Raw genomic sequence first — 12,665 nt, forward strand, 5'->3', positions numbered from 1 at the left:
TGGACAAGTAAGAGATAGGTCAAGAACGATTGGGCAGTAGCACAGTGCCGCGGGGCCGTACCGGGGGGACGAACCGCACGAAGTACCTCCTCCGAGCCGAGCCGCGCGCCGTCCCCGCACGTGACAGCTACGGAGGAAGTCCCGCATGAGTTTCGGCGACCCGAACAACCCCTACGGTCCGCCGCAGGGCCAGCAGCCCGGCCAGCAGCCGAACTACGGCTACCCGCAGCAGCAGCCTCAGGGCCAGCCCGGCTACGGCTACCCCGCGGCCCCGCCCTACGGCGGCGGTCAGGCACCCGGCCCCGCGACCATGCCCGGCTCGGTGAAGGCCGCGCGGGTGATGCTGTTCGTGCTCGGCGCCTGCCAGGTCATCGGTGGCGTGCTGATGATCGCGGCCAGTTCCTGGTTCGCCGACTACATCGAGGACGAGGTCAACTCCGACCCCACCATCTCGGCGCAGGACGCGGAGGCCGTCACGAACATCGGCACGGGCCTCATGATCGGGCTCGGCGTGATCTTCCTGGCGTTCGCCTTCTGGGCGATATTCACAGGTGTCAAGTTCGCCACCGGCCGCGGCGGTGCACGCGTCTCCGCGATCGTCTACGGCTCGGTCGTGACGCTGGTCAGCGTGATCAACCTGCTGGGGGCCAACGTCTTCGCCCTGATCAGCCTGATCCTCGGCATCTTGATCATCGTCTTCTGCGCCAACAAGAACGGCAGCCACTGGTTCAACCGCCCGCAGTACTGAACCAGCGTCCGCCACGGCACACTTCGCGCCAATCACGACCCGGGGCCGTGTCTCACCCGTACGAGGGGAGACACGGCCCCGGTGCGTCGCCATAGTCTGACGTGGGTAGCCGTCAGGCACGGGGAGACGCACCTTGTACAGCATCATCGTGGTACCTCCGCCGACCACGGAGGACGAACCCACCCGCACCCAGTACCGGCTCGCACCCGGCGAACGGCTCGTCTTCGGGCGGTCCGTTCCCGAGGGCGGACTGCTGATCGGGCACGACGGAGTGTCCCGCAGAGCCGGTAAGATCACCGCCCACGGCACCTTCTGGGCCCTGAGCAACCTCTCCGCCCACCAGACCTACGTGGTGGAGAACCCGGAGGGCGCCGGCGAGCACATCAAGGTCGCGCCGGGCCGGCTGGACGCGCCCGTGCCCTTCGAGTTCTCGCGCGCACGGTTGCAATCGTGAGGAGGTGAGTCCGCCCCTGATCACCGCCATGCTGAACGTGGCGAGCGACTTCGACCCGGACCGCTCCGGCCCCGCCAGTAACGAGTACGGCGCTCCCGGCGAAACCGTCTTCGAACCCCCGTTCCAGCCCGCCGGGTGCTGATCACCGTGGCCTACCGGACGTCGTACGACAAGTTGAATCCTCCCCTCCCTGAAGGGAGGGAATTCCTGGCTCAGGCCGCCTCCTGGAGCAGCGCTCCAGGAGGTCTTCCGCCATCGGCGCCAGCCGGGTTGAGACCAGCCCGGACGAGCATGACGCGTGCGGAGTTCTTGTCCCTGGGGGACGTGGTTCCGCAGGCGGTGCAGGTGTAGGTGCGCTCACCCAGCGGCAGTGTGTGCTTGGCTCTCGCTCCGCACTGCGCGCAGTCCATCGTGGTGTACGCGGGGTGTACGAGGCGGATGTCCCGCCCGTGTTTGCGGCCCATCCCGGCCAGGGCGGCCTTGGTGGCGCCGATGGCGGCGTCCGCGGCCTTGCGGGCCATGGTCGACCTGGCCAGGAACTTCGGGTGGAAGTCCTCGACCGCGATGACGTCATGGTCGCGGACCACCTTCTTGGCCCACTTGCGGCCGGTGTCCGCACGCTGCCTGGCGACCTTCTTGTGGGCCTTCGCCCGCAGCTTCTTCGCCGCGTGGTAGCCCTTCGATGCGGGCTTGCCCTTCTTCGGTCTGCGGCGGGCCATCATCCGGTCGTAGCGGGCCAGCCTCACCCGGGCCTTCCCGCCGTGCCCGGGGTGCGGCAGGTCATGCGCGTCGGACGTGGTCGTCGCGGTCTCCCTCACGCCCCAGTCGACGCCAAGAACCCGGCCGCTCTCCGGCAGCGGCTGGAGTTGGGCGGGGACGACGAACGAGCAGTACCAGTGCCCGAGACTGTCCTGGTACACGCGCACCGACGACGGCTCACCCGGCAGCTCCCGCGACCACACCACCGTCACCACGATGCCGCCCGCCAGGTGCAGTCGGCCGTCCCTCAGCCGGAACCCGCGCCGCGTGTAGTTGAGGGTCGGCAGCGACTCACGCCTGGTCTTCCACTTCGGCATCCCGGCCCGGCGCGCCATGGGCAGGCCTGCTGTGATGTCCCGCTGCGCCTTGGCGCGGGAGCGGCCGAAGTCGCGGATGACCTGCTGCTGGGGAACCGAGGAGCCCTCCCGCAGCCACGGTGTCCGGGCGCGGGCCTCGGTCAGCATCCTGTCGAGCTGGGACGGGCCGCACGTGGCCTTCTCACCCCTCGTCCTGCTGTGCAGATGCACGGCCCGGGACTTGGCAACGCACTCGTTCCACAGCCAGCGACACCGGCCCCACTCCGCCCCCAGCAGGACACGGGCCGTGGACGACACCCGCAACCGGTACGAGTACCGGGCACGCCCCGCCTTCTCACTCACCCCCGCCTGCGCCATCCCGCCCCCCTTCACGACCCCGGCCAGGACACCGTGCCGCCCCGAACCCTGCGAAGGACCATACGTACGACACCCGCACACACACCCGCCCCTCCCACAACCACCACCCCGACCAGCGACTACACGCACACAGGTTCGCATCCCCTTGGGTCATGCCAGGCAGCGATATCCAGTGTCTCGTGTGCCCAACAGCCGGGGGCAAGGCCCCCTGCGCCCCTGCTGATCCGCCCCACCGGAGCCGGCAGGACGACGGCCCCCGGTTCCCTCCGCGGAGGGAACCGGGGGCCGCTTCGACGTCCGGGGTCCACCGACCCGCCGACGCGTCCGAATGCTTAGGGTGCCCTCACCCACCTCCCGTACGCTGCCCGTTGTTGGACTGGGGAATGTTGACCCCGAGCAGTCGGGGGAGGGGGACGACTCCATGTACAGCGTCATCGTCGTGCCGCCGTCGTGCGGCAGTGTGGCCGACCAGTTGAGGATCAGCGCGGGTGAGCGCGTCGAGTTCGGCAGGGCCGAATGCGGCGGCGGGCTCACCATCGCCCACGCGGGGGTGCCCCGGGTCGCCGGGGAGATCGCGGCGCACCGGACGTTCTGGCTGCTGAGCAACCGCAGCGAGGACCAGACCTACGTGGTGGAGAACCCGGAGGGCGCCGGCGAGCACATCAAGGTCGCTGCGGGCCGCGTGGAGGCGCCCGTGCCGTTCGAGCTGGCACGGGTGACCCTGCCCGCCGCGGGTGACCTGCTCACCTTCGACGTCTGGGCACCGCGGCACGCCTTCCGCAGCGTCGAGCGCGGGGGGCTGGAGGGGACGGGGACCGTACCGGCGTTCGCGCTGGACCGCACCAAACGGTACTTCGCGGTGCTGGCCGCGCTGTGCGAGCGGCGCCTGCGCGGTGAGCCCCGCGCCCCGCTGCCCGCCGTCGAGGAGATAGTGGACCGGCTGCGCCCGAGCTGGCCCAAGGTCAGCCGCTCCGCCGTCTACTGGAACATCGACTACCTCGCCGTCAAGCTGCGGCTGAGACCCGGCCCGGAAACGGCCGAGCCGGGCAGGCGCACGCACGGCAAGAAGGAATCCCTGGCCTCGCTCGCCCTCCGCTTCGACCTGGTCCGCGAGGACGACCTCGTCGTACTCGCCCCGGCCCCGAGCGGAGCGGCACGGTGACCGGGCGGCCGTACGCGGTCCCGGTGCCGAAGGGGTACCGGATCGGGCCGTGGGAGGTGCGTGAGCCGCTCGCGTCCGGAGCGTTCGCCACGGTCTACGACGCCACCCGCCACGCCGCCGACGCGGCGACCGGTCGTACCTCGGACGGTGGCGAGTTGCCGCGCCGGGTGGCGCTGAAGTTCCTGCCCACCGGCACCCGCACCCCGCGCCAGCTGCACCACCTGCGCGACCTGGCCGAACGGGAGGTGCAGTTGCTGCGGCGGCTGCGCTCGCCCCGGCTGATCCGCATGTACGACACGCTGACGGTCGACGACCCGGACCATCCCGAGCTGGACGGGGCCACCGTCCTGGTGCTGGAGCGGGCCGAGGGCTCCCTGGACGCGGTACTGGCCCGGGACCCGTCCCCGGACGACGGACCGGCCCTGCTGGCCCAGATCTGCGAGGGCCTGCACCAACTGCACCACGCCGGGTGGGTGCACGGGGATCTGAAACCGGCCAACGTGCTGCTGATGAAGGACGGTTCGGCCCGGCTCGCCGACTTCAATATGGCCGCCGAGCTGGAGGGCACGCACGCCTACTCCCCCGCCTTCGCCACCCCCGACTACACACCGCCGGAACTCCTGTGGCCCGAGGTCGACGAGCGCGGGACGCGCATCCGCCCGTCGACCGACGTGTGGGCCTTCGGCGTGCTCGCGCACGTGGTCCTGACCGGGGAGTTCCCGCTGCCCGGCGGCACGTCGGAGGCACGCTCCGACGCGGCGATGCGCTACGCGCGCGGCCGTGACGAACTGCGCCTGTCCCCCGGCCTCCCCGAGGTCTGGCGGGACATCCTGCGGGACTGCCTGGCCCCGACCCACGCGGAACGCACCACCGACACCGCCGCGCTGCTGCGCCGGGTGGAGGAGGCCGCGGGCGCCTCCCGGTCGGCCCGGTTGCCGAGGCTGCGTCCCCGACGGTGGCGGCGCCCGGCCCTGACGGCGGCACTGGCGGCGGCCGTGGTGGGGGCGGCCACCCTGGCGTACACCGCCCCCTGGGAGCCGGAACCGGCGGCCGCGGCCCCGCCCACCTGCGAGAAGCCCGTGGTGTACGAGGCCGCCGACGGCCGCCGCGGATACATGGCGGGCCACAGCGGCACCTGGGACTTCACCATCAAGCGCGGGGACGGCGGCAGCCAGGTCAGGGAGTTGCAGTGCCTGCTCCGGCACCTGCACGGCATCGAGGAGGTCGGCGAGGTGGACGGCGACTTCGGGCCGATGACCCACGAGGCCGTCGTCATCTTCCAGAAGCGGGCGGGACTGGACGCGGACGGGATGGTGGGACCGGCGACGTGGCGGGCGTTGCGCGAGGGCGGCACGTCCTGACCCGCTCTCGCGAGCGCCGCTCAGAGCACGCCGATGAAGGCGGACCAGGCTTCGGCGGGGAAGACCAGGGCGGGGCCGTGCGGGTTCTTGGAGTCGCGGACGGGCACGATGCCGGGGAGTTCGCCGGCTACCTCGACGCACTCACCGCCGGTTCCACTGCTGTAGCTGCTCTTGCGCCACTGCACGGAGCTAAGGTCGACGTTGCTGTTGGGCTTCATTCCTGCGTTCCTCCGCTGCTGCCTCGATCACGGCCAGGGACGCCTCCGGCGGCAGTGCGGCGGCCCTGAGCAGATCGTACGACTCGCGGTAGTCCATCACGAGGGCCGGATAGTCGATGACTTGGCCACTGTGCATCCCTTCCGTGTACACCAGCGGCGGCGCGTCCGAGAAGGTCATGATCCGCGTCAATCCCATCAAGAACGGTGCACCGCGTTTTCCGGGACGACCTGCACAATCGAGCGGGTGGTCCTGACCACGTCAGCCATGTGATCCAGCAGCTCGGCCATCTCGGCAGACGGCAGCACTCGCCGTCGGATGACCGACTCGTCGACAATCGCCCAGAACTTGGGCGGCGAGTCTCCCCTGAAGAGCTTCGCCCGGTCCAGACGGGCCTTCACGACCTCCTCGACCTCGGTGTCCGTGGCTCGTGGCATCGCCGACCTGGCGATCGCCGTTGCGTACGCCCGGGTCTGGAGCAGTCCGGGCACCAGCAGGGGAGCCCAGACCTCGATCGTCCGAGCCGGCTTCTCCAGTTCGACGACGTCCGCGAAGTGTGGGGCAATACCCACCCGCCGCGCCCTCGCCGCGTCTTCACACCGCCGCTGGAAAAACCCGTCCGTGGCCAACCGCTCGTCCACATGCCGGGCCAGGTCCATCGGCATCCCCCGCTCACCTCGCTCGATCTGGCTGAGGAACGAGATTCCCCGGAAGCTGCCGTCCGCCAACTGCTCCAACGTCAGCCCCGCCTGCTCCCGCTTGTAGCGCAACTCCGCGCCGTAGAAGCAGGGGACACTCACCGAAGCGTCAGTGTCCTTACGAGGAGGCACAACCCACCACCGCCGTTCACCAGTCACCGTGCGCAACCGAAACGTCTTTCACGGTACGAGGCGTCACGCCACTCTGTGAGGGATCCGTCACAGAACGCACAGGACTCGGAAGGCGTACTCCATGCACCCCACGACACGACGGCTCACGTCGAACTGCTCCGCGCCGCCCTGGCGGCGAACGGCATCACGCTCCCTTCCCTCGGCGTCGACCTGCCGACGTTCGCGGGCACGTACGGCACGCCGCCCCTCATCGCTCTCGGCAACTGCAACGAGGAGACCGCCCGTTCCCTGACCGCCGCCCTTCGCAGGGCGGCCGGCCAGTGACCGAACCGCTCACCCTCGAACTGCTCGCCCTCCCCAGGGCCGTACCCGAGGTTCGCCGAGCGGTCCGCGAACACCTCGGCGCACCCTGCCCCGAAGCCCAGCTCTGCGTCAGCGAGCTGCTGACCAATGTGATCGACCACGTCGGCGAATGCACGCCGGTGATCCTCCGTCTGATCCGCGCGGCGGACGCCCGTACCCGCGTGGAACTCACCGATTCCGACCCACACGCCTGGCTCGTCGCGCGCAGGCCGGACGAGGACGACGAGACCGGCCGCGGTCTGGTGCTGCTCGACGCGCTCGCACGGCGCTGGGGCGTGTGGCTGACACCGGCCGGCAAGACAGTGTGGTGCGAGCTCCCGGAACAAGCACCCTAAAACTCTTTAGGTACCGCACCTCGTCCACCGCCACCAGAGTGGTCATCGCTGGGTCGCCACGGGGGACGGTGGCCGGAGACGGGGAGTGTGACCATGAGACGGACTCTCGCCATGAAGTGCGGGACGGCGTTGATCATCGGCGCTGCGGTGACGGGCTGCGACGCCGTGGCCACCACCGGATCGTCCCAGAACACCGCGAGCCCGAGCGTGCGGAAGGGCCGTGAGCTGTCCGACGCCGAGCAGATCCTGGTCCGGCGTGCCGAGCAGGAGCTGGTCAAGAAGTGCATGGCGGAGGCGGGCTTCAAGTACTGGGTGGGGCCACTGCCGACCGTCGACGAGCTCAAGGGCGGGGGCTATGTGCTGACCGACCCGGACTGGGCGGAGCGGCACGGCTACGGCAGCCGACTGCGGGAGAAGCTCCAGGACGCCCAGCGCAACGACCCGAATCACGCGTACGCCAACGCGCTTCCGCAGGAGGAACGCGTCCGCTACAACAAGACGCTCGGAGGCGGACCGGCGAGCGGCATGCTGACGGCCGAGCTACCCGGGGGCGGCACTGTCCAGACCCCCGCCGACAGCTGTCAGGCCGATGCCAAGGAGCAGCTCTACGGCGACTTCGAGACCTGGTTCCGGGCCGAGAAGACGGCCATGAACCTGAACTCCCTGTACGTGCCGGCCCTGCTCAAGGACAAGCGCTTCACGAGTGCCCTCACAAACTGGGCGACCTGCATGCGCGAGGCGGGCCACTCCTACGCCGACCCGCCGGAGATCCGCGCGAAGCTGCCGGACCTCACCGAAGGGCTGAGCGCTGAGGAGGCGTACGCGACCGAGGTCCGCCTGGCGGTGGCCGAAGCCACCTGTGCCGTCGAGACGGACCTGGCCGACACAGCGCACGAACTCGAGAGCGAGTACCGGGAGAAGGAACTCAAGCGCTACGGCGAGGAGATCACCGCCTACGAGCGCATGCGTCTCGCCGCCCTCGCCCGAGCCGAAGAGATCACCGGCTCGACGGCCTGACCTTCGTCCCACGCCCGGCACCGGGCGATCCGGACTTCCGCGGCGTCTCAGCCGCGGGACACCCACACAGCACCTACCCACAAGGAGTCATGCCTCATGCGCAAGCTTTTCGCGGCAGCCGCGACCCTCGGCCTCGCGGGCCTCGGGGTGCTCGTCCCCGCCTCCGGCGCCCAGGCCTCCACCGCCTGCGACAACGCGTGGAACAGCGCGTCGTCGGGCTACTTCTACGCCTACAACTACGACAACTGCGGCGGCTACCTCGGCAAGGACGCCGACAACGACGCCAACTGGTCCGACGGCTCCGGCTCGTTCCGGGGCGGCGACAACGACGAGACCCAGTCGTTGCTGCACAAGGGAACCTCCGGCATGGCCGTCAAGGTCTACCAGCACGCGAACTACCGCGGCGGCCACACCTGCATCGCCAAGTCCGAGTACTACATGGACGATCTCTCCGGATTCACCTACACCAACGGTGTCTCCGCGAACGAGAGCATCAGCTCCCACAAGTGGGTGTGGCACGGAGACTGCGGCAAGTTCCTGGACTCCTGACCCGACCGGTCACCGGCACGGGACAAGGAGGGACCATGCGAAGAATTCCCGCCGCGTTCACGACGCTCGCCCTCGCGGCGCTCGGAGCCGACGACCGGCGCCCAGGCGTCCACGTCATGTGAGGCGGCCTCGCACAACGCGTCCCCGGGCTACCTCTCCATCTACGCGGGCACCGGCTGCGACGGCATTCTCGGCCGGACCGCGGTCAACGACCCGAACTGGGGTGACACCTCCGGTTCCGTCCGGGGCGTCGATGTGGGCGAGGCGGGGTCCCTGCTTCACAAGGGCACCGCCGGACTGGCCGTCAAGCTCTACAGGGGAACCGGCTACACCGGCGCCCACGTGTGCCTGACGCGTTCGGAGTCCTACGTGACCGACCTCGGGGGAGTGACGTTCCCCGACGGCACCCCCTTGGGTTCCACCCGTTCCCACAGGTGGGCATGGACCTCGGAGTGCGACCAGTTCCCGGACTGACCCGTCCGGACGTCCGAGGGTCCCAGGCCGACGACGAGGACGAAGTGGCCCGTCTGGCAGCGCCGGCGGGCCACTTCGTCGTACGCCTCAGTGGAAGAAGTGCCGCGTCCCCGTGAAGTACATGGTCACGCCGGCCTTCTTCGCCGCCTCGACGACCAGTTCGTCGCGGACCGAGCCGCCGGGCTGGACCACGGCCTTCACGCCGGCCGCGGTGAGGATCTCCAGGCCGTCCGGGAAGGGGAAGAACGCGTCGGAGGCGGCGTACGCCCCCTGCGCGCGCTCGGCGCCCGCCCGCTCCACCGCGAGCTTCGCGGAGTCGACGCGGTTGACCTGCCCCATGCCGACGCCGACGGACGCGCCGTCCTTGGCGAGGAGGATCGCGTTGGACTTGACGGCCCGGCACGCCTTCCAGGCGAAGGACAGCTCGGCCAGCTCCGCCTCGGAGAGCGCCTCGCCGGTCGCGAGGGTCCAGGTGGCCGGGTCGTCGCCCTCGGCCTGGAGGCGGTCGGCGACCTGGAGGAGGGCGCCGCCGTCGATGGGCTTGACCTCGACCGGTGCGGCGGGGGCCTCGGGGGCGCGCAGCACGCGGATGTTCTTCTTCTTGGTGAGGGCTTCGAGGGCGCCGTCCTCGTAGTCGGGCGCGACGATGACCTCGGTGAAGATCTCGGCGACCTGCTCGGCCATCTCCTTGGAGACCGGGCGGTTGACCGCGATCACGCCGCCGAACGCGGACAGCGGGTCGCAGGCGTGCGCCTTGCGGTGCGCCTCGGCGACGTCCGCGCCGACGGCGATGCCGCACGGGTTGGCGTGCTTGATGATCGCGACGCAGGGCTCGGCGTGGTCGTACGCGGCACGGCGGGCGGCGTCCGTGTCCGTGTAGTTGTTGTACGACATCTCCTTGCCGTGCAGCTGCTCGGCCTGGGCGAGGCCACCGCCCTCGGGTGCGGTGTAGAGCGCGGCGGGCTGGTGCGGGTTCTCGCCGTAGCGCAGGGTGTGGGAGCGGTCGTAGGTGGCGCCCAGGAAGTCGGGGAACTGCGAGTCGTCGACGGGGGCGTACTCGGAGGCGAACCAGGAGGCGACGGCCACGTCGTACGCGGCGGTGTGCTGGAAGGCCTCGGCGGCCAGGCGCCCCCGGGCGGCGAGGTCGAAGCCGCCGTCCTTCACGGCGGAGAGCACGTCGGCGTACCGGGCGGGGCTGGTGACGACCGCGACGGAGGGGTGGTTCTTGGCGGCGGCGCGGACCATGGAGGGGCCGCCGATGTCGATCTGCTCGACGCACTCGTCGGGGGTGGCGCCCGAGGCGACGGTCTCGCGGAACGGGTAGAGGTTGACCACGACCAGGTCGAACGGCGCCACGCCCAGCTCGTCGAGCTGCTGCCGGTGGCTGTCCAGACGCAGGTCGGCGAGGATGCCGGCGTGCACCTTGGGGTGCAGGGTCTTGACCCGGCCGTCCAGGCACTCGGGGAAGCCGGTCAGCTCCTCGACCTTGGTGACGGGCACGCCGGCCGCGGAGATCCGCCCGGCGGTGGAGCCGGTGGAGACGAGCTCGACGCCGGCCTCGTGCAGCCCGCGCGCCAGCTCCTCCAGCCCGGTCTTGTCGTAGACGCTGACGAGCGCGCGACGGATGGCCCGCTTGTTGCTCCCGGCGGTGGCGGTGGCGGTCACTGGATAACTACCTTTCGTCCCTCAATGCGATAGCCGTTGCGGGCGAGCCGCCCCACGACATCGACGAGCAGCCTTCGCTCGACTTCCTTGATGCGCTCGTGCAGAGCGCTCTCGTCGTCCTCGTCCCGGACCTCAACCACGCCCTGCGCGATGATCGGCCCGGTGTCGACGCCGTCGTCGACGAAGTGGACGGTGCAGCCGGTGACCCTGGCGCCGTACGCGAGCGCGTCCCGCACACCGTGGGCTCCCGGGAAACTGGGGAGGAGCGCGGGGTGGGTGTTGACGAACCGTCCGCCGAACCGCGCCAGGAACTCCTTCCCCACGATCTTCATGAACCCGGCCGAGACGACGAGGTCCGGCTCGTGGGCGGCGACGGCCTCGGCGAGCGCCGCGTCCCACTCCTCGCGGGTCCCGTGGTCCTTGACCCTCGTGACGAAGGTCGGCAGGCCGGCGCGCTCGGCGCGCGCGAGCCCCTCGATGCCGTCGCGGTCCGCGCCCACGGCGACGACCTCGGCGCCGTAGGCCTCGACGCCGGTGGCGGCGATCTCGTCGAGGAGCGCCTGCAGGTTGGTGCCGGATCCGGAGACCAGCACCACTAGGCGCTTGGCTCGCTGGGCCACGGGCTTGGCGGCCACGGTGGGGGCCTTTCTCGGGGGAGCGGGTCTTCACGGTCGTACGTTTTGTACGTTCATCCGTTTGTGCGGTCGTACGAATGCTTCGCGCCCCGGGATACGGGGAAGTCTACGAAGCGGTCGACCGTCAGCAACGATACCGGCACACCGGGCGGCCCCCTCGGGACGGGGGCGTGGCCGGAAGGTAGCGTCTGCGTGGAGCCGGACCGGGAACGCGGCCCGCGCGTCACGCGTTCACAGGTTGGGCCGACCAGTTCGCCCGTGCCTTACCGTCAAGATCGCCAAGGGGAAGACGCTCACTTGATGCCGGACCGCAGCCTGCGACTGCTCACGCTCCCCCAGCAGTCGGCACAGCCAGGGGAGCGCAGCACCGTGTTGCTGCGGGAGCGTCCCTCCTCACCGCCCGACACTCCCTCGGACGGCGCCGCCGACAAGGACACCGACAGGGACAATCCGTTCGCACCGCCCCCGGAGGGCACGCCGGACAGCCCCTGGCAGCCGCGGCACCCGTCGGGCGACGGCGACTCCCAGGGCTCTTCCGGTTCGCAGGGCGGCGGCGGGCGTTCTCCGTGGGGCGGCCAGTGGAGCGACCGGCAGCCCGGCCGTTCCTCCGGCGGCTTCGGCGAGCGTCCCGGCGGTTCCGGTTCCGGTTCCGGCCCCGAGGGCGCGGGCGGCCGTTCCGGTCCGCGCTGGGACCCGACGGACCCGGTCCAGCGGCGTGCCCGCTACGCCCTGCTGAGCGGCATGTGGGCCCTGTTCTTCGCCCTGTTCACCTGGCCGTACGTGGCCCTGCTGCTCGGCGCGCTCGCCCTGTACTGGGGCATCAGCTCCCTGCGCGCCAAGCCCCGCGCCGCCTCCGACCCGGACACCCCGGCCCGGCCCGCCGACCAGACCGGCCGACCGCAGCGCACCGCGGCGATCAGCGGCCTGGTCACGTCCTCCCTGGCCGTCCTCCTGGTCGCCGCGTCCTTCGGCGCCCAGCTGGTCTACAGCGACTACTACACCTGCCGCAACGACGCCCTCACCAACGAGGCAAAACAGGCGTGCGACCGCCACCTGCCGGAACAACTGCGGGATCTGCTGGGCACGGAGGGCTGAGACACCTGGACGCCGGGCGCGGCCATCCAGCCCGTCCGGCGTTTGAGGACGAGGCCGTCCAGGCCGAAGCGGGGGTCTGGGGGCGGCAGCCCCCAGGGACGGGAAGGGAAGGGGCGGCGGGGGCGAAACCAAACCCTCACAGCGCCCGCGGCGGCTCCCCAGGAGAGTCGACCGGCAGAAGATCGTACGGCGAATCAGCCCCAGAGCCAGCCCCTCCCCCGCCGCCACCGTCTCCGTCGTACAGCCCGAACGGCACGGCGTCGTCCTCGTCACCCGTCTCCTCCCCCACTCCCCCGCCCTCCCCACGCCGCCCCCGGAACGGCAACGC

At 70.7% G+C, this 12,665-nt stretch carries 13 protein-coding genes and 3 pseudogenes; 10 read left to right on the forward strand and 6 right to left on the reverse strand.

Annotated elements, in window-relative coordinates; all coding sequences use genetic code 11:
* Positions 1-145: 145 nt before the first annotated feature.
* The 3 genes and pseudogenes from KUM03_RS16215 (at position 146) to KUM03_RS16225 (ending at position 1,344) form a co-directional block, all read left to right on the forward strand.
* On the forward strand, positions 146-748 hold the full coding sequence (locus tag KUM03_RS16215; protein WP_217249201.1) for a hypothetical protein: 603 nt from the start codon (positions 146-148) through the stop codon (positions 746-748).
* 133 nt (positions 749-881) lie between these two features.
* Positions 882-1,184: pseudogene (locus tag KUM03_RS16220) on the forward strand (FHA domain-containing protein); the annotation flags it as partial.
* Between the two features lie 22 nt (positions 1,185-1,206).
* The gene (locus KUM03_RS16225; RefSeq protein WP_217249202.1) at positions 1,207-1,344 is read left to right on the forward strand and encodes a hypothetical protein; all 138 of its coding nucleotides are present in this window, start codon (positions 1,207-1,209) and stop codon (positions 1,342-1,344) included.
* A gap of 70 nt (positions 1,345-1,414) precedes the next feature.
* Here the strand turns inward: KUM03_RS16225 and KUM03_RS16230 are convergent, their stop codons facing one another.
* A complete protein-coding gene (locus tag KUM03_RS16230) occupies positions 1,415-2,635 on the reverse strand; it encodes an RNA-guided endonuclease TnpB family protein (protein ID WP_217249204.1) in 1,221 nt (406 codons plus the stop codon).
* A gap of 421 nt (positions 2,636-3,056) precedes the next feature.
* On the opposite strand from KUM03_RS16230, the gene KUM03_RS16235 reads away from it, so the two are divergent.
* Both KUM03_RS16235 and KUM03_RS16240 read left to right on the forward strand, forming a co-directional pair.
* Complete coding sequence (locus tag KUM03_RS16235; RefSeq protein ID WP_217249205.1) at positions 3,057-3,797, forward strand: FHA domain-containing protein; 741 nt, start codon at positions 3,057-3,059, stop codon at positions 3,795-3,797.
* Positions 3,794-5,158: a protein kinase gene (locus KUM03_RS16240; protein ID WP_217249208.1), complete on the forward strand. Its 1,365-nt coding sequence runs from the start codon at positions 3,794-3,796 to the stop codon at positions 5,156-5,158. The genes KUM03_RS16235 and KUM03_RS16240 overlap by 4 nt, the downstream gene beginning before the upstream one ends.
* A 20-nt stretch (positions 5,159-5,178) precedes the next feature.
* Here the strand turns inward: KUM03_RS16240 and KUM03_RS16245 are convergent, their stop codons facing one another.
* Both KUM03_RS16245 and KUM03_RS16250 read right to left on the reverse strand, forming a co-directional pair.
* Positions 5,179-5,376, reverse strand: coding sequence for a DUF397 domain-containing protein (locus tag KUM03_RS16245; protein WP_217249209.1), 198 nt, complete (start codon positions 5,374-5,376; stop codon positions 5,179-5,181).
* A pseudogene (locus KUM03_RS16250) lies at positions 5,348-6,204 on the reverse strand (helix-turn-helix domain-containing protein). Before KUM03_RS16250 ends, KUM03_RS16245 begins: the two are co-directional and overlap by 29 nt.
* A gap of 75 nt (positions 6,205-6,279) precedes the next feature.
* Between KUM03_RS16250 and KUM03_RS16255 the strand changes: the two are divergent.
* From KUM03_RS16255 to KUM03_RS16270, 4 genes are all read left to right on the forward strand, one after another.
* Positions 6,280-6,528, forward strand: coding sequence for a hypothetical protein (locus tag KUM03_RS16255; protein WP_217249226.1), 249 nt, complete (start codon positions 6,280-6,282; stop codon positions 6,526-6,528).
* Complete coding sequence (locus KUM03_RS16260) at positions 6,525-6,902, forward strand: ATP-binding protein (RefSeq protein WP_217249210.1); 378 nt, start codon at positions 6,525-6,527, stop codon at positions 6,900-6,902. The genes KUM03_RS16255 and KUM03_RS16260 overlap by 4 nt, the downstream gene beginning before the upstream one ends.
* 93 nt (positions 6,903-6,995) lie before the next feature.
* Positions 6,996-7,919, forward strand: a complete 924-nt coding sequence (locus tag KUM03_RS16265; RefSeq protein ID WP_217249211.1) for a hypothetical protein — start codon at positions 6,996-6,998, stop codon at positions 7,917-7,919.
* A 96-nt stretch (positions 7,920-8,015) separates the two neighbouring features.
* Complete coding sequence (locus KUM03_RS16270; protein WP_217249212.1) at positions 8,016-8,468, forward strand: hypothetical protein; 453 nt, start codon at positions 8,016-8,018, stop codon at positions 8,466-8,468.
* Between the two features lie 561 nt (positions 8,469-9,029).
* On the opposite strand, the gene purH is transcribed toward KUM03_RS16270, so the two are convergent.
* Together purH and purN are read right to left on the reverse strand one after the other, a co-directional pair.
* The gene (gene purH / locus KUM03_RS16275; protein WP_217249213.1) at positions 9,030-10,607 is read right to left on the reverse strand and encodes a bifunctional phosphoribosylaminoimidazolecarboxamide formyltransferase/IMP cyclohydrolase; all 1,578 of its coding nucleotides are present in this window, start codon (positions 10,605-10,607) and stop codon (positions 9,030-9,032) included.
* Positions 10,604-11,242, reverse strand: a complete 639-nt coding sequence (purN, locus tag KUM03_RS16280; protein ID WP_217249215.1) for a phosphoribosylglycinamide formyltransferase — start codon at positions 11,240-11,242, stop codon at positions 10,604-10,606. The genes purH and purN overlap by 4 nt, the downstream gene beginning before the upstream one ends.
* 300 nt (positions 11,243-11,542) lie before the next feature.
* On the opposite strand from purN, the gene KUM03_RS16285 reads away from it, so the two are divergent.
* Positions 11,543-12,337, forward strand: a complete 795-nt coding sequence (locus KUM03_RS16285; RefSeq protein WP_217249217.1) for a hypothetical protein — start codon at positions 11,543-11,545, stop codon at positions 12,335-12,337.
* Positions 12,338-12,473: 136 nt separating this feature from the next.
* Here the strand turns inward: KUM03_RS16285 and KUM03_RS16290 are convergent.
* Positions 12,474-12,665 (reverse strand): annotated as a pseudogene (locus KUM03_RS16290) (hypothetical protein); the annotation flags it as partial.

It is taken from the genome of Streptomyces sp. AC602_WCS936, assembly GCF_019049125.1.
Lineage (GTDB): Bacteria > Actinomycetota > Actinomycetes > Streptomycetales > Streptomycetaceae > Streptomyces.